At 46.7% G+C, this 15,653-nt stretch carries 16 protein-coding genes and 1 riboswitch; of the genes, 11 read left to right on the top strand and 5 right to left on the bottom strand.

Going from position 1 to position 15,653, the window contains the following annotated elements; genetic code table 11:
- The first annotated feature begins 2 nt into the window (after positions 1–2).
- Positions 3–281: a hypothetical protein gene (locus BK127_RS17190; RefSeq protein ID WP_076232367.1), complete on the top strand. Its 279-nt coding sequence runs from the start codon at positions 3–5 to the stop codon at positions 279–281.
- Positions 282–340: 59 nt separating this feature from the next.
- On the opposite strand, the gene hemQ is transcribed toward BK127_RS17190, so the two are convergent.
- The gene (gene hemQ, locus BK127_RS17185) at positions 341–1,087 is read right to left on the bottom strand and encodes a hydrogen peroxide-dependent heme synthase (RefSeq protein ID WP_076232365.1); all 747 of its coding nucleotides are present in this window, start codon (positions 1,085–1,087) and stop codon (positions 341–343) included.
- Positions 1,088–1,340: 253 nt separating this feature from the next.
- Between hemQ and BK127_RS17180 the strand changes: the two genes are divergently transcribed.
- Both BK127_RS17180 and BK127_RS17175 read left to right on the top strand, forming a co-directional pair.
- Entirely contained in the window at positions 1,341–1,625 is a 285-nt protein-coding gene (locus BK127_RS17180) for a YuiB family protein (protein WP_179097518.1), read from the top strand.
- A gap of 55 nt (positions 1,626–1,680) precedes the next feature.
- Positions 1,681–1,878, top strand: a complete 198-nt coding sequence (locus tag BK127_RS17175; protein WP_076232363.1) for a YwbE family protein — start codon at positions 1,681–1,683, stop codon at positions 1,876–1,878.
- Positions 1,879–1,986: 108 nt separating this feature from the next.
- Here the strand turns inward: BK127_RS17175 and BK127_RS17170 are convergent, their stop codons facing one another.
- On the bottom strand, positions 1,987–3,171 hold the full coding sequence (locus BK127_RS17170; protein ID WP_076232361.1) for an MFS transporter: 1,185 nt from the start codon (positions 3,169–3,171) through the stop codon (positions 1,987–1,989).
- Positions 3,172–3,366: 195 nt separating this feature from the next.
- Here BK127_RS17170 and BK127_RS17165 point away from each other — a divergent pair, with 195 nt between their 5' ends.
- The 3 genes from BK127_RS17165 (at position 3,367) to dnaI (ending at position 6,318) form a co-directional block, all read left to right on the top strand.
- Positions 3,367–3,696, top strand: coding sequence for a winged helix-turn-helix transcriptional regulator (locus BK127_RS17165; RefSeq protein ID WP_076232360.1), 330 nt, complete (start codon positions 3,367–3,369; stop codon positions 3,694–3,696).
- 84 nt (positions 3,697–3,780) lie between these two features.
- A complete protein-coding gene (locus tag BK127_RS17160) occupies positions 3,781–5,313 on the top strand; it encodes a replication initiation and membrane attachment family protein (RefSeq protein ID WP_076232358.1) in 1,533 nt (510 codons plus the stop codon).
- Between the two features lie 54 nt (positions 5,314–5,367).
- On the top strand, positions 5,368–6,318 hold the full coding sequence (gene dnaI, locus BK127_RS17155; RefSeq protein WP_076232356.1) for a primosomal protein DnaI: 951 nt from the start codon (positions 5,368–5,370) through the stop codon (positions 6,316–6,318).
- 137 nt (positions 6,319–6,455) lie between these two features.
- Here dnaI and BK127_RS43000 read toward each other — a convergent pair whose 3' ends face one another.
- The gene (locus BK127_RS43000) at positions 6,456–6,602 is read right to left on the bottom strand and encodes a YqzM family protein (RefSeq protein WP_144026482.1); all 147 of its coding nucleotides are present in this window, start codon (positions 6,600–6,602) and stop codon (positions 6,456–6,458) included.
- A gap of 248 nt (positions 6,603–6,850) precedes the next feature.
- On the opposite strand from BK127_RS43000, the gene trxA reads away from it, so the two are divergent.
- Both trxA and uvrC read left to right on the top strand, forming a co-directional pair.
- Positions 6,851–7,165, top strand: coding sequence for a thioredoxin (trxA, locus tag BK127_RS17150; RefSeq protein WP_076232354.1), 315 nt, complete (start codon positions 6,851–6,853; stop codon positions 7,163–7,165).
- 183 nt (positions 7,166–7,348) lie between these two features.
- On the top strand, positions 7,349–9,322 hold the full coding sequence (uvrC, locus tag BK127_RS17145) for an excinuclease ABC subunit UvrC (RefSeq protein ID WP_076232353.1): 1,974 nt from the start codon (positions 7,349–7,351) through the stop codon (positions 9,320–9,322).
- On the opposite strand, the gene BK127_RS17140 is transcribed toward uvrC, so the two are convergent.
- Positions 9,297–10,958 carry a CPBP family intramembrane glutamic endopeptidase gene (locus BK127_RS17140; protein ID WP_076232351.1) on the bottom strand — a complete coding sequence of 554 codons (1,662 nt, stop codon included), beginning with the start codon at positions 10,956–10,958 and terminating at the stop codon, positions 9,297–9,299. The two genes, uvrC and BK127_RS17140, sit on opposite strands and share 26 nt — an antisense overlap.
- A gap of 235 nt (positions 10,959–11,193) precedes the next feature.
- Positions 11,194–11,344, top strand: a riboswitch (cyclic di-AMP (ydaO/yuaA leader).
- 66 nt (positions 11,345–11,410) lie between these two features.
- On the opposite strand from BK127_RS17140, the gene BK127_RS17135 reads away from it, so the two are divergent.
- From BK127_RS17135 to BK127_RS17125, 3 genes are read left to right on the top strand one after another with little or no spacing between them, the layout of a single operon-like run.
- Positions 11,411–12,763 (top strand): TrkH family potassium uptake protein, encoded by a 1,353-nt coding sequence (locus tag BK127_RS17135; RefSeq protein ID WP_076232349.1) that lies wholly within the window; start codon positions 11,411–11,413, stop codon positions 12,761–12,763.
- Positions 12,764–12,775: 12 nt separating this feature from the next.
- Positions 12,776–13,438 (top strand): potassium channel family protein, encoded by a 663-nt coding sequence (locus BK127_RS17130; RefSeq protein ID WP_076232347.1) that lies wholly within the window; start codon positions 12,776–12,778, stop codon positions 13,436–13,438.
- Between the two features lie 54 nt (positions 13,439–13,492).
- Positions 13,493–14,758, top strand: a complete 1,266-nt coding sequence (locus BK127_RS17125) for a cation:proton antiporter (protein WP_076232345.1) — start codon at positions 13,493–13,495, stop codon at positions 14,756–14,758.
- Here the strand turns inward: BK127_RS17125 and BK127_RS17120 are convergent.
- Entirely contained in the window at positions 14,742–15,641 is a 900-nt protein-coding gene (locus BK127_RS17120; RefSeq protein WP_076232344.1) for a LysR family transcriptional regulator, read from the bottom strand. The two genes, BK127_RS17125 and BK127_RS17120, sit on opposite strands and share 17 nt — an antisense overlap.
- Between the last annotated feature and the right edge of the window lie 12 nt (positions 15,642–15,653).

Here is a 15,653-nt window from a genome sequence, read left to right as displayed (position 1 = left end):
ATATGCGGCACTGCAGCGTACAGGTACGCGGGTTATTGAAAAGGGAAGAGCTGGACCGCTATAACGCACTGATTGATGTGGGACATTTTCTGGAATCCCAGACCCGTTATGATCTGGTTTATACGGTGCAAAAAGAAATCGACATTCTTATTCTACCCGCCATCGAGCGGTTAAAGGAAAAGTCGCGTCAGCGTGATCGGGACACTGAGGCTTATCTGGCACAAAAGGCTGAGGCCAATCGGGATGACAGATTCGATGATGAAGACGAAGACGACGAATAATGTGTGAAAAAGCCTTGCAGCATCCGAAATCTTCGGTAGTTGCAAGGCTTTTAATGATGTTATAGCTTGAGCATAGTTTCCATTTTGTCGCGATTAAGCAGATTGCCCACATAGAATTCACCGAATTCACCAAAGCGTGCGCTTGTTTCATCAAACCGCATTTCATGAACGATTTTTTTGAACTGCAGGGCATCTTCTGCAAATAAGGTAACGCCCCATTCCCAATCATCAAGGCCGATCGAGCCCGCGATAATTTGCTTGATTTTACCGGCATAACTACGTCCGATCATGCCATGTGCACGCATAAATCCACGGCGCTCGTCTACGGACAGCATATACCAATTGTCGTTACCTTCGCGGCGTTTGTTCATAGGGTAGAAGCAGACATGGCGTGCTTTAGGTAATGTTGGCTTCAGGCGCGCAACAATATCAGGATCTTCCATTGGATCTGTACCCGGTTTGGCCATGTAGCTGCCCAGCTCAACTACAGATACGTAAGAGAATGTCGGAATGGTCACTTGTGCAAACAAGGTTTTGTTAAACGCCGTTTCCAACTCGTTCAGCTCTTCAAGCGTTTCCCGTAGATGCATGAACATAAAATCAGCTTTTTGCCCAACGATAGAATAGAAGGCTGTACTGCCTTCACGCTGATCCTCAGTAGCCTGATATTGGGCTAATAAGCTGTACAGCTCGTCCTCCGCGCGACCTCTTTCTTGCTTGCTTAAGCTTTTCCATGCCGTCCAGTCAATTGCACGGAAATCATTTAAAACGTACCAGCCCTCAAGGGTTTGCATTGCTTCGCTCATTAAGAACACTCCTTCTATGTATGAATAGGGATATTACATATAAGCATATCAACGTATCTCTTACGAATAAGAAACGGTGAGGCAACACCATCTCGCCTGTATTATTGTAACGAAATCGACAGCAAAGGGCAAATGGTTAGATGCTCAAGGTACATATATAAAATATGAAGCGTTCATGAAGCGTTCACTTTACCCGGAGCTAAAATTTCTATAGAATATATAGTGATGCATTCGATTGAAGGAGTTGGGGATTGTGCTGCAACTGATGATTGTTACCGTGCTGTTGCTCGTGTTGTTCTTCGGTCTCGGTTTTATATTGAACATGCTGATGAAAACGACATGGTTTCCGATTTATGGCTATATTGTGCTGGTTATCGGATTAATCATTTATTGGGGTTGGGGGACAGGCTCTCTCGCATCCAATATTGCGGAGTATTCATTTGTTGATTATGTGCCGGCTGTCGGCGGATTATTGGGAGCGGCACTCAGTGGCTGGACCATTAAGGCTTTACGTGATAAAGGTTACCAAATGTTTTAACGACCTGTACATAAGCCAAGCGTGCAGCGTAAGAGGAAAGCAGGTGTGAGCTATAATGAATGGCCAGCAACGTAAGGATGTAGTGCCAGGACGCAAGGTACAGGTAGTTCAAAAGCAAGACCAGAGGAGTGGCAAGCTGACCGCAGGTGTGGTCAAGGATATCCTGACAAATTCACCAAACCACCCGCATGGGATCAAGGTCCGGCTCGTGGATGGAACTGTGGGCAGAGTCAAGGAAATTATTACAGACTGAAATGGAAAGCTCCCGAAGGGTTTGTTGCGACAAAGCTTACGGGAGCTTTTTCAATACGGAGTGCGTCTGACCTGATCATGTCGCATATTCTAATAGAAGAAAGCGCAATCACAGCTTTGCTGTTTTCCCTCTAAGCTTAATCGATCGTTGTTTTCCTGACCAAAAACTGATGAGTACAGCAACCAGCCCGAGTGTTACAATAGAGCTAGCCAGCCATGGATTGTAAAGGACTGTTGAAGACGTGCTGATCAACACCCCACCTGCTCCAGCACCCGCCGCTAATCCCAAATGAACAATCGATGTATTTATACTGAGAACGAGACCTGACGACTGCGGCGCTTGTTGAATAAAATACGTTTGGATAGCCGGACCGGACATGAACATAGACACCACCATGACGGTGAGCAGCACTAACCCTATCATAAGCGAATCGGCAAAAAGCGGAAGCAGAGCCAGTACAGCCACATGAATGACCACACTCAAAGTTACCATACGAGCCGCCCCCCACCTGTCAACGCCATACCCTCCAAAACGGGAGCCGAATGCGCCAAACAGACCAAACACAAGCATAATGATGCTGATACTGGTAAATTTCACATGATAAATGTCCTGAATAAATGGAGTTAAGTAAGTGAACAGGATGGAATTCCCGGATTCTCTAAAAAAGGTGAACAACAAACCACTCACGATGACCATACTGCCCAGCACTTTGAATTGCTGCTGGAACGGAACAGGAGCATCCCCTTCGATATTGGGAAGAAGGCGGTATATCACGAATGTAATCCATACACTGAATAACGCTAATACAATAAAAATCGCCTGCCAGCTCAGCCAGTTGGTAATAGCTATCCCTATTGGGACACCAAGGATCATCGCGCTGCTAAAACCGAGAATGATCGTACCGATTGTGCTGCCCAGCTTCTCGGGGGGAACAATCCTCGCAGCGGTGCTTAATGCAGTGACAAGGTAAACACCTGAGCTGACTCCAAGTATGATTCGGGATATCATCAGCATCGCGATATGTCCACTTGCAAAGGATATCAGACAACCGAGTATAAATACGGTGAGTGAGCCCACCAACACTTGTCTGCGTCCCATACGGGCAGTGAGTGAAATCAGGATGGGAGTTCCAATCGCAAACGATAGCGAATAAGCTGTAATCAATTGTCCGGCAAGAGAGATGGAAATACTCAAATCATCGGCAATGACCTGCAATATTCCAGAGACGACCAGTTCGGAGGTTGCGGTGAAGAACACTCCAAGAGCTAGCAGATAAATAGGGAGTCGATTCATTACATTCAATCCTTTCTGTAACTCGCAGTACCGTCTGATCACCTATAACCAGCTTATGGATGTTCGTTATTAGGCCTTTGCGAGATCATTTGATTGAATTATAATGAGGTTACAATATAAATGTAAGAAGGCAAACTATTTGGACATTATCCAAATAAATGGACTTACTAATTTTAAGTAAGTAGGTGATATGGTTTGGAAATAGTGAATGAAGAGAAGCAGGAATTCACCAGCATTTGTTCTGTGCTGCAAATACTCGGGGCCAAATGGGCTTTTCTGGTGATCGCCGAGCTGTCCAAAGGGCCTAAGCGCTTCAAGCAGCTGCATAGGGACTTAGCGATTATCAAGACACAATCTTTAACCGATGTGCTGCGGCACCTGGAGAAAAATGGGATTGTTTTACGTGTTGTATTTCCTTCTGTACCCGTCGCGGTAGAATATTCATTGACAGAAAAAGGGGCGGATTTTCAGACCGCACTGAAGGAGATGGACAAGTGGGCGGTCAAGTGGGGAAAGACGGATTGAAATCAGGCGATAACATCCTGTCGAAATCTATGTTAAAATGTAGTTTACTAGACTAGTAACAATTCATGGATGGGATTTGAGTTAATGCGAATTACGAATATGCATCATTTCTCGGAATATCACCGTTTTTATGTGGCGCGTGATTTTTCATTAAGTGGTTTGGATATGAAAATGCTCTCCACAATCTATCAGCCTATGATCGGAGCGTATGCGGTCAGCCTGTATCATACGCTGTTTCTGCAGCTGCCAATCGATAAGGTTGGATACTCGGCTACCGAGCAGCAGCGAAGGCTGTTCTTATCGCTGGAGCTGGAGACTGGGGAGCGTGGACGCAAATATTTTATTGAACAGACAGCGAAGCTGGAGGCTGTGGGCCTACTGAAAACGACGCGGAAGTTCGCCGAAGTTTCGGATGATTATGTGTATGTCTACACGCTGTCAGCCCCATTGTCACCGAATGAATTTTTTAAAAACCAGCATTTGACCCTGCTGCTCAGGGACAAGGTTGGCAAATATATGATCTATTCGCTGCGTGATGAGCTGGTGCTGCCAGAATCAGACGAGTTGAAGGGTGCCAATGAGGAAAATTTGTCGGTTCCTTTCTACGAGCTGTTTCATTTGAATTCGCAGGTCATTGATCTGGAAATGGAGCAGGCATTTTTTGAAACGGCAGTGTCCAAACCTTCGGAAACCAAGCCTGAGAGTGCAAATAAAGGCTTTCAGTATTCGGATATCATTATGCATTTTCCGCGGGAATCGGGCAATCGTGTGTTCGTGGAGCAATTGAAATACGAGCCGGAGCAGATGGGACAAATTAATTATGTTGCCAAGAAGTACGGCTTGTATCTAACGGACATTTGCCGGCTGTTGGACGAGGATGGTGTGTTTGATCCGCAGGGCGAGTTGATGCTTGAACTGCTGCAGCACAAGGCGAACATGGTCTTTCGACAGGATAAGAAGCGTGGTGAGGAACGCGGGCGTTATTTGGCTAAGGTCGATCAACAGACACGTGGAGCAGCGTCATCTAATCAGGAGAACGGTGCAGACATCGCTAGTGACAAGACAGTTGAAATGGAGTTTTATTTGCAGGTACCGGATATTTTCCAGGGCGAATGCAATCAGCATCAGTACAACTATATTTTACGGAATGAGCCCTATATCTTTTTATTGGAGAAAATCTTTTCCAAAGGCACCGTACCGGACGGACTGCTGGATACGCTGGCGAAGGTCGATTTGAATTATGGCTTGAAAGAGGAAGTTATCAATGTCATGATCCATTACTTATATATGAACAAACGCTCATGGTCCAAGGCATCGATAGAGTTCAGCGTTACGGATATGCTGGCCAAGCAGGTGAACTCTTTCGAGCAGGCTGTGCAATATATACGCGAGCAGTCCAAGTATCAGGAGAGTAAGACGGCCCCTCGCACAGGCAGCCGAACTGGTACAGGTGGAGCCGCGGGCGGACGTAGTACGGGTACAGCACGTGGTGGAGTGAGACAGAAACCGCTGCTTCCTACGGTGGAGGACAAGCCAAGCACAGCAGCGGCCTCACGGAGTGCAGAAGAGCGTGAAGCTATGCGAAGAAGAGCGCAAATGCTTGATGGTAAAGTCTAGTAATTAGGTAGGACTTCTTTAAACATTTAATAACGGGAAGGAGTGTAAGAACCTATGGAATCGCTCGCGGATGCGTTAAAGTCGCTGCCCAACTCCAAATTTCGTCAACAAGCCGAGGAAAAGGTGAGACAAATCGTAGCTGATCCATTAGTGGTGAAGCTGCGTGCCAAATATCCGACGCTCGATGAATATACAATGAAAATCAACATGAACCGACTGTATCAATATGTGAGCGAGCATCGGAACTGCTCCAACTGTCCGGGACTGGATTTGTGCCCAAATGATTTTGCAGGGCATTATACGCTGTTATCGGTCGAGACAGAAGCCGGAAAAGCTAACCTGTATGATACCAAGGTAGCCTGTAAGAAGCAGATCGCGAGACAAAATCAGGAGGCTATCCGCAGCCGGATCCGCAGCTTTTATGTGGATGAGCGGGCACTGTCACAGGGCTACTCGTCGATGGAAATTTTCGATAAGGACCCTGCGCGTGAGGAAGCTGTGGATAGTCTTATTCGTTACATTATGAAAACCCGTGATGAAGGCTTGCAAAGCTCGGGTCTCTATTTGGCTGGAAGCCTCGGCACCGGCAAAACCTTCCTGATGTGTTATCTGCTTCACGAGCTGGCGAAGAGCGGCTACTCCGGTGCCATTGTGTACATGCCCGATTTTGCCGAAGATTTAAAGGCGATGTTCCAGGATCCGCAGAAGCTGAAGGAAACCATCGATGCGCTCAAAGATACGGACTTGCTCGTATTCGACGATATGGGAGCGGAGAATTTGAACCCGTGGCTGCGCGATCATGTAATGGGTGCAATATTGAATTACCGAATGAATCGCAAGCCAACCTTTTTCACGTCAAATCATGATTTGGATGCATTGGAGCAGCATTTTAGCTTCACCAGCAAGGATGGCGATGAAGAGTTCAAAGGAAGAAGAATTATGGACCGAATTCGTCCTTTTGTTGAGGTCATTATGGTGAACGGCTACAATAAGCGTGGCAAGTAAACTGCAATAATAGGAACAGTCAAAGTCCGTCTCTGTAGGAGAGCGGGCTTTTTCTAGTGGTATCGACACAAAAAAAGCCTGTTCCCGGAAGGAACAGACTTTACTGACGTATCATCGGCTTGAAACAAGCTCGACGCCTACTTCATTAGCAGCGTAATAACTGTTGCGGCAACGCCCATGAGCAGCAAAAAGGCGAAAAATGCACCGAAACCAATCGCCGTGTCCAGAAAATCATTACTCGGCTCTTCGTTAATATGAAGCTCGGGGTGATTTACATCGTTCATAGCCATAATTCCTCCTTGGATTGAGTAAAACCGATGGTTGAAGAATTATATTCAGTATACCCAACTTCACAGATAAATGTAAAGCATAGGGAAGTGAAAATTGTACACCACATTTATTGATTGTGACAAGATGAAGGCGGAATGCGCTGGAAACAGTTAGCCAAGCGGGTTTGCGGTTGAAAATAGGGTCTATTGTGGTATACTTTACATGTTGACAACCTATTTTATCGGATAAAGGAGAACTTTTTATGGCTATCGTAAATGTTACAGATCAATCCTTTAAGAATGAAGTTGAAGGATCTGGCACGGTTTTGGTTGATTTTTGGGCTCCATGGTGTGGACCTTGTAAAATGATCGCTCCTGTTTTGGAAGAGCTGGATAAAGAGCTTGGAAGCTTGAAAATTGCTAAGGTTAATGTGGATGACAATCCGGAATCAGCTTCCCGTTTTGGCGTAATGAGCATCCCGACTCTTATCGTTTTCAAAGATGGCCAACCTGTTGATAAAGTGGTAGGCTTTCAATCGAAGGATGCTTTGAAGAACGTTGTATCGAAGCATCAGTAATGTGCCAAGTGAGTTTTGCTACGCAAAACTCTAAGTAAATGCTTACGAAGTTAGTTTTGCTTTGCAAAACTCAAAGTGAATGCTTACGAAGTCAGTTTTGCTATGCAAAACTCATGGAGTAAAAGCTCTTTTTCTGCTATGCTGGAAAAGAGCTTTTTTTGTGCTTAAAGGAGTGGAAATGTGATGTCTACACATGAAGAGGAGCAGGAACGTAAGCAGAGGGCAGAGCAAATTCGCAGTAAGCTGGCGCTGCTGCCAGAGAAGCCAGGCTGCTATCTGATGAAAAACAAGGAAGGCACGATCATCTATATCGGCAAAGCGAAGGTGCTGCGCAATCGGGTACGCTCGTACTTTACCGGAAGTCATAATGCCAAAACCTATGCGCTTGTTAATGAAATTGCCGACTTTGAATATATCGTCACGGCCAGTAATGTCGAGGCGTTAATTCTGGAATGCAACCTGATCAAGAAGCATCATCCTCGTTATAATGTACTATTGAAGGACGACAAGTCCTTTCCCTATATCAAAATAACGCATGAAACCCATCCGCGGTTGGAGGTTACTCGCCGTGTGCTGAAGGATAAAGGAAAATATTTTGGCCCGTATCCGAATGCGTTCGCCGCTCAACAGACGAAGAAGCTGCTGGATCGGCTGTATCCGCTGCGCAAATGCAAAAAGCTGCCGGACCGGGTTTGTCTGTACTATCATCTGGGTCAATGCATAGCTCCCTGTGAGTACGAGGTAGATCAAGAAACGTACGAGCAGATGGTACAGGAAATTTCGCGTTTTCTAAACGGCGGTCATGATGAGATCAAGAAGGATTTGACGCGCAAGATGCAGGAAGCGTCCGAGGAGCTGAATTTTGAACGGGCCAAGGAGCTGCGTGATCATGTACTTCATATTGATCAGGTCATGCAAAAACAAAATATTACGACAACAGATGCGATGGATCGCGACATATTCGGCTATGCGGTAGATAAAGGCTGGATGTGTGTCCAAATATTATATATGCGTCAGGGCAAGCTGATTGAACGGCATGCTTCGATGTTTCCTTATTATGGCGATGAGTATGATGATTTCGTAACTTTTATTACGCAGTATTACAGTGAGAATCCGGCACTTCCGAAGGAAATATTTTTGCCGCTGGAGGCTGTAACGGTGCTGCCTACGGCTGCGTTGACGGCTAAGACGGAACCAGCTGAGACTACTAGCTCTCAGTCTGATCTAAGTCCGGAATCGAGCTCTGAACAACCGGAGACCGACGAATCGGAGGCAGGACCCGAGATCGAGATTGCCAAGAAGGATGTCAAGGAAGCGCTGGAGAGCTGGCTCAAGGTAAAGGTGCATTATCCACGCAGAGGCTCGAAGAAAAATATGGTTGCGATGGCTGGTGATAATGCCCGTGTAAGTCTGGATGAGAAGTTCCGGTTAATTGCCCGCGATGAGCAGCGTACCGTAATGGCTGTCGAGAATCTCGGAGATTGGCTCGGGACTGGCGTCATTCGCCGCATTGAGGCATTCGATAATTCGAACATTCAAGGTTCTGACCCGGTTTCGGCAATGGTTGTATTTACGGATGGCAAGCCGGATCGCAAGGAATACCGTAAGTACAAAATCCGTACAGTTATAGGTCCTGATGATTACGGTACGATGCGTGAGGTCATAAGACGTCGTTATGAGCGTGTTTTGAAGGAAGGCTTGCCACTACCAGATCTGGTCGTTATCGATGGAGGAAAAGGGCAAATCTCCGCGGCTATCGATGTGCTGGAAAATGAACTGGGTCTATATATTCCGGTTTGTGGACTCGCCAAGGATGACCGTCACAAAACCGCACAGCTGATCATGGGAGACCCTGCAGAAATCGTTCCACTGCCGCGTGATAGTCAGGAGTTTTACCTGCTTCAGCGTATTCAGGACGAGGTCCATCGCTTTGCTATTACGTTCCACCGCGAAACGCGCGCCAAATCGATGATCGTCTCCCAGCTGGATTCGATTCCGGGAATTGGTGAGAAGAGGCGTAAGGCGATGCTGAAGCATTTTGGCTCGATGAAAAAAATAAAAGAAGCCAGTATTGAAGATTTCCGGCTTCTGGGTATCGGGGAAAAGCTGGCCACACAAATATTACAATCACTTAATCAGGATCAAGACGAGGCATAGATAGTGCCCGTCTTTTTTTGTTGCCATGCAGCCGATACAGCACCCAGCCGACAAGACCAGGGAATATCAGATAAAAACTGCCGACCACGATATGCATCCAATCCCCGAGACCATACAGCGAGAGTCCCATCAAAATACTATCCATCGAGGCGTGGGCAAAGAGTACAGTCATAAACCCGTATTTAAGAAAGGCATATCCAAAAATGACACCGATAATGGTAACCTCAACAAGTCGGGTATAGACCGGATAAATCGGATATTGGGTATGGCTCATCGCCCAGATGATGCTCGGAAGCAGTACAGCCAGAAACCGAATGCGGACAATTTTCAGAAAGAAGGCAATGCCGAACAGCCGGTATACGGTTTCTTCGGAGATAGCCGCTGCCCAGGCCATGAGCGGAAATAGTGCAGGGAACGTCATGTTCAGCACAGAATCTGCTGCATCATTCACCGACCATACGTCAAAAGCATGCTCCGCTATAAAGAACAGCACTTGCTGGACGCCGAGAATAAAGAAACAGAGCAGGTAGCCGCGAGTCATGGCCACCCATACCTGGCTCCCAAAAGCGGGGTCCTGCCATTCCGGCAGCGGATTCCAGCTGTAACGGGACCACATCTGTCTGCCGGCAAGGACGGAGAGGTAGACGCTAACAGCCATCATCGCAATAATAATATTGAGAAACCACAAGTAAAAGAGCGCTTCGAACTGGGATGGACCCGCCGTATGTGAGGTTCGGAAAGCCGGAAGCATATTGAAGTTGTTTCCAATGTAAATAATTAGAAAAATCAAGGTCAGCCACAGGCCGCGGCGAAATGTGATTTGACGCCGATAACGTATGATGATGAACAGAGCTGCTGCTGCCATAATTAACGATACACCCATACTGATGTTGGTCATCAGGGAGGCGCTGCTATTTTGTATCTCCTTCCATTCCCCAAACGCAGCCGGGATCTTGAAATCTGGCTGGAAGGAAACGACCTGACCCTTCGAGACGTTGAGTGTAAGCTGTAGTTTTGCCTGTCCGATCAGATCGGTTCTGCTCTCATAAACAAGCACACGCCCCGATGGGGTGGCAGCATTATTTTTTTTGTTCAGGTCGGGAACGGTGTCCAGCAAAGTGAAATTGGTTGGCGAGTAACCCTGTTCCTTGATCGTCTGCTCGGCTAGCAGCTGAGGGTCCACTCCTGGCGCAGATACCGTATCTGCTTTGGACGATGGCGACACATATGTCTTCCAGCCAAGCACCTTCTGATTAGAGTAATTGATATCGATGTAATAAGTTTTAGAGCTGGCAAGGTCGTTAATTTCAACCTCGTAGTAGTCCAGCGGTAGCTGGGTATATCGCTCCGTATAAGAATTGAATAAGTGCTCCTTTTGCAAGTACCCGCTTCGTTCGGAATGAGTTTGGTATAACGTGCTCGTATTATGATCGTCTGATAATGCGAAATGCTGCCTGGCAAATACGACTGCCGTGTCAGCGGCTGCCTGCTGGGTAATAGTTGGTAGTCCATCTGCTTCTTCATTGGATGGAGGAGGCCCAGACAAATACGAGGATATGAGAATGACGGTAAAATAAAGGATAATACCGACAACTGCCAGCAGCTGAAGTGGTCTATCCAATGAACGATTGATCATATTAGTCTCCTTGGAATGAAGAAATGGGAAGGCTTGATTATTGTATTCCATAAACTTAGCATACATGTCTGATCAAATCCAATGCATTACCAAGCATAACGGGGATAAACGTTGAAAACCAAAGCGAATCCTCAGTTTGATGCCTGCCAGCTATAATAAGAATCGGAATATCCCTGCTTTTCGAGTTATTACGACTTTGTACTTATGGAAGAATAGCCTTATAATTCATATCAATTGAATACAGAAGCCGAATTTCTTTCCGAAAACGGGGGAACCATTTGTAGTAGTAAGGGGTGAATTCGATTCCATTCATGAGAGTGGAATTGATAGGGTACCTGTAAACCCGAATCCGTCAGCTAACCTCGTAGGCTTTATGGCAGGAACCTGTTTAGTTGACATTGGGTTTCCGGTGTCTTTTTTTTGCTGTTTTTCAAATATTTGTGAGGTGAGAAATGAAATTAACGTTGAAACAAATCCAATTAACGCCTCCGCAAATTCTGGTATTGGGCTTTGCCGCGATTATTTTGATTGGAGCACTGGTGCTTACGCTTCCAGTCTCATCGGCAACGGGGGAACGATTATCTTTTATTAATGCCTTGTTTACAGCGACATCTGCCACTTGTGTGACTGGGCTTGTTGTTGTGGATACAGGTACGTACTTCTCCATGTTTGGCCAAATCGTTATTGTCACGTTGATTCAGATTGGCGGACTCGGCTTTATGACGATGGCGACCTTATTTGCCTTTGCATTGAAGAAACGAATTTCTTTGAAGGAACGGCTCATTCTTCAGGAAGCGATGAACCAAGGGAGTATGGAAGGCATTGTGCGCCTGATTCGTAAAGTAATTCGCTACTCGCTTACGATAGAGCTGATAGCTGCGATCATTTTTTCCATCCGCTGGTCAATAGATCTTGGTCCAGCCAAAGGCATTTATTTCGGAATCTGGCATGCGGTTTCATTTTTTAATAATGCAGGATTCGATTTGTTCGGCTCGGTGAGCGGCCCATTCAGCAGTCTGACCTCGTATGCGGCCGACCCGGTTATCAACATCGTTTCAATGGGACTTATTGTGTTGGGCGGTATTGGTTTTATCGTCATGTCGGATCTGCTCGAATATAGAAAAGTAAAACGGTTGTCGCTGCATTCCAAGGTGGTGTTAAGTACAACGGGGGTGTTGATCCTCACAGGTGCTGTGGTGATGTATGCTTTTGAATTCAGCAATACCAAAACATTAGGATCATTGGACTGGTCAGGGAAAATATGGGCCTCGCTCTTTCAATCGGTAACACCGCGAACAGCAGGGGCCAATACGGTGGATATCGGAGCTATGCGACAGGCTTCCCAATTTTTCATGATTATTCTGATGTTTATAGGTGCCTCACCAGGCTCGACAGGCGGAGGGATCAAGACCACAACCTTTATGACGCTGATCGGTGCTATTGTGGCGATGATTCGCGGCAAGGAGGACATTGTTTTGTTCCATTACCGCTTGGGTAAGGATCGTATCCTTAAGGCGATTACGTTAACGATGATTGCACTATTTCTTGTGATTTTCGTGGCCATGATATTATCCACCACAGAGAGTCATCCATTTCTGATGATACTCTTTGAAGTCACCTCGGCTTTTGGCACGGTAGGCCTGACGATGGGATTAACGACGGATTTGACGGTGGTCGGTAAAATATTGATTTCACTGACGATGTTTGCTGGCCGTTTGGGGCCAATAACCTTGGCGTATGCGCTGGGACCAAAAACCGAAAAAGAATTATACAGATACCCTGAGGGGAAAATTACAATCGGATAGGGGAAAAGCAGGATGAAGCGCACGCAGTATGCAGTAATTGGATTGGGGAGATTCGGGTCAAGTTTGGCCAGAGAGCTGACCAAGTTAGGGCATGAGGTTCTTGGCATTGATCAGGACGAAGAAGCAGTTGATGAAATGAGCGAGGTATTGACCCATGTCGTCGTTGCAGACTCCACGGATGAAGAGGTGCTGCGCTCACTTGGTATACGTAACTTTGATTGCGTGATCGTGGCGATTGGGAGCGATATTCAATCGAGTATATTAACGGCTATTTTGCTTAAGGATATAGGGGTACCGTTGGTTGTCACCAAAGCGTTATCCGAGCTGCACGGCAAGGTGCTGAATAAAATCGGCGTTGATCGGGTCATATTCCCGGAGCGCGATATGGGAATCCGTGTAGCGCATCAATTAGTATCACCGAATCTATTGGATTTTATCGAGCTGTCCAGGGATTATACGATAGCTGAGCTGTCAGTACCGAAGCGAATGTCGGGGAGAACGCTGAAGGATCTGAACTTACGAGTTAAATATGGCTGTAGTGTCGTTGCTATTAATAAGAAAGAAGGCGTCATTATTGCGCCTACGGCTAATGATTTATTGGAAGAACGGGATATTTTGGTGATCATAGGCACGAATTCGCAGATCGAATCTTTTGAGAATGAAGTCGTGAAGTGATCGGTTGTAGGGACATGTGGATATCCTTGTGAATCAGATTCGGAGTGTGTTGAGTTGAATAACGAGGTCAGTGAGCTGGTTTACCATGTATTGTTCTTATTGATATTTATATTGGGTATGGGTATGTTGTCAGGTAAATTAGCCGCCTGGTTGAAGCTTCCAGATGTCGCTTTATTTTTGATTGCAGGGATGGTCGTGGGCCAGGGACTGCATCTGGTAACGGAGACAAGCAGCTCGTTTACGAATCAGTTTATATTAACCTTGGGTTCAGTCTTGATATTATTTGATGGCGGTCGCAATATCCGGTTGTCCGGTCTTCGAAAAGTATGGCTCACCTTGACACTGCTAAGCGTCCCCGGTGTGTTGATCACCTGTGGGGTTGTCGCTGTGACCGCACATTGGCTGCTGGGCATGCCTTTATTGTACGCAGTGCTGCTTGGGGCTATCATCTCATCGACAGATCCGGCAACTCTGATACCTGTGTTCAAGCAGGTGCGGATTCGTACCAAGGTGAGAGAAACGGTTGAGAGTGAATCGGCATTCAATGATGCGACCGGTTCGATTCTGACGTTTTCCGTACTGGCTGTGATTACCGGAGGACAGGCGATTTCTGTATCGGCAAGTGTTATGCAGTTTCTGGTTACCGCGCTTGGCGGAATTCTGGTTGGGGCTGTAATAGGTTTCATATTGGTCTATATCACGGCGCATAGCAAGCTCGGCTGGATGCGGGATTACGCCACCATAGCGATGGTGGTTACAGCTATTACCGCTTATTTGCTGGGTGAAACGATACATGTCAGCGGGTTTATGGCTACATTTACAGCAGGGCTCATTTGGGGTAATGTGCATATATTCAAGCTGGATTTACAGGACAAGCATCAAGAGATGGGTCATTTTAGCGAAAATATAACCGTTATCATGCGGATGTTGATTTTTATTATGCTTGGCAGTCAAGTTAATTTTGGCGTGATTTGGGCTAACCTGTGGCCGAGTCTTGGGGTCATCGCTGTTTTCATATTCATTGCACGTCCATTAACTGTGCTGGCTTCGGCACTGCCGGACCGCAAGGCACGCTGGACCTGGAGAGAGCTTGTATTCATGTTCTGGGTTCGTGAAACAGGAGTAATTCCTGCGGCCTTATCCGGTATGGTGGTTGGACTTGGTGTGAAGTATGCGGACGTCATGGCTTCGGTAACTTTCCTAGCGGTGCTGTTCACGATCCTGCTGCAGGCAGGTACGACGGCCTATGTGGCCCGAAAGCTGGGTGTCACTGAAACCGATACGGCTATAGATACGGAGGAGCTCAATCGCTCCGGTTAAAGTGGCTCTTGGCCTTTTCAATAAAACGTTGTGCCGATGGATGATGAACGGCTTCCTCTGTGAACAGCAGCGAGGTCGTTCTTGTTGTTTGATCTAGAGCAGGAATGAAACGGACGACCAGCTCGTTTTCCTCCAGAAAATGACGGCGAAGATAAGATTCAGGCAGCAGTGTGGCGGTTTTACAGGTGGACACGAGACGAATGATCGCTTCGAATGAATCGATTTCCATTTTGACATCAGGATGCAACGAATAACGCTGGAACAGCTCATCCATCAGAATTCGGTACCAGGTGCCCCGTGAAAATAAAATCATCGGCAGCTCGTGCAGGTCTTCGATATGAATGGTCGCCTTATCCACAAAAGGATGATTATCCGGGAGCACAATACATAGACGGTCGTCGAAAAGCGGAATGCACTGCAGCCCGGGGTGCTCAATCTTCGAGGCCACCAGGCCGATGTCCACCTTGCGCTCCTTGACCATCGGGACGATCTCATGGGTTTTTCCGGTGATAGCTTTAATATCGGTATGAGGGTAGTCCTTGGCATAAATCGTAATGAGATCAGGCAAGGTGGACTGCAGTGTGGTGAGACTGGCCCCGATGATAATACTGGATGGCTTATCGGTCGTTTTGAATGCCTCCAGAGAACGCTGCAGCTTGCGCCCCATAGCGCGCTGCTCCAAGGCATACTCGTAGCAGATTTGTCCGGCACGGGTAATCTCCAGCCGTTTGCCTTTGCGGTGAAACAGCTGGATTCCAAGCTCCTCCTCCAAACGCATAATTTTTCTGGATAAGGCCGGCTGTGAAATATTTAACGTTTGGGAAGCCTTATTCAAGCTTTCCATTTCGACGACAATGGCGAAGATATCGATATTCTCAAACATCCAAAAACCTAC

The sequence above is a fragment of the Paenibacillus sp. FSL H7-0331 genome (assembly GCF_001956045.1).
The sequence above is the reverse complement of the archived record's forward strand: the minus strand, read 5'-3'. Positions and strand labels throughout refer to the sequence as shown.

What these genes read in the sequence shown, in the direction of transcription:
- BK127_RS17160 (WP_076232358.1), top strand. Translation starts at nt 3,781, where the DNA reads ATGCGAATTACGAATATGCATCATTTCTCGGAATATCACCGTTTTTAT.
- BK127_RS17120 (WP_076232344.1), bottom strand. Translation starts at nt 15,641, where the DNA reads ATGTTTGAGAATATCGATATCTTCGCCATTGTCGTCGAAATGGAAAGC.
- BK127_RS17175 (WP_076232363.1), top strand. Translation starts at nt 1,681, where the DNA reads ATGAATGGCCAGCAACGTAAGGATGTAGTGCCAGGACGCAAGGTACAG.
- BK127_RS17170 (WP_076232361.1), bottom strand. Translation starts at nt 3,171, where the DNA reads ATGAATCGACTCCCTATTTATCTGCTAGCTCTTGGAGTGTTCTTCACC.
- uvrC (WP_076232353.1), top strand. Translation starts at nt 7,349, where the DNA reads ATGTCTACACATGAAGAGGAGCAGGAACGTAAGCAGAGGGCAGAGCAA.
- BK127_RS17190 (WP_076232367.1), top strand. Translation starts at nt 3, where the DNA reads ATGCGGCACTGCAGCGTACAGGTACGCGGGTTATTGAAAAGGGAAGAG.
- hemQ (WP_076232365.1), bottom strand. Translation starts at nt 1,087, where the DNA reads ATGAGCGAAGCAATGCAAACCCTTGAGGGCTGGTACGTTTTAAATGAT.
- dnaI (WP_076232356.1), top strand. Translation starts at nt 5,368, where the DNA reads ATGGAATCGCTCGCGGATGCGTTAAAGTCGCTGCCCAACTCCAAATTT.
- BK127_RS17130 (WP_076232347.1), top strand. Translation starts at nt 12,776, where the DNA reads ATGAAGCGCACGCAGTATGCAGTAATTGGATTGGGGAGATTCGGGTCA.
- trxA (WP_076232354.1), top strand. Translation starts at nt 6,851, where the DNA reads ATGGCTATCGTAAATGTTACAGATCAATCCTTTAAGAATGAAGTTGAA.
- BK127_RS17135 (WP_076232349.1), top strand. Translation starts at nt 11,411, where the DNA reads ATGAAATTAACGTTGAAACAAATCCAATTAACGCCTCCGCAAATTCTG.
- BK127_RS43000 (WP_144026482.1), bottom strand. Translation starts at nt 6,602, where the DNA reads ATGAACGATGTAAATCACCCCGAGCTTCATATTAACGAAGAGCCGAGT.
- BK127_RS17140 (WP_076232351.1), bottom strand. Translation starts at nt 10,958, where the DNA reads ATGATCAATCGTTCATTGGATAGACCACTTCAGCTGCTGGCAGTTGTC.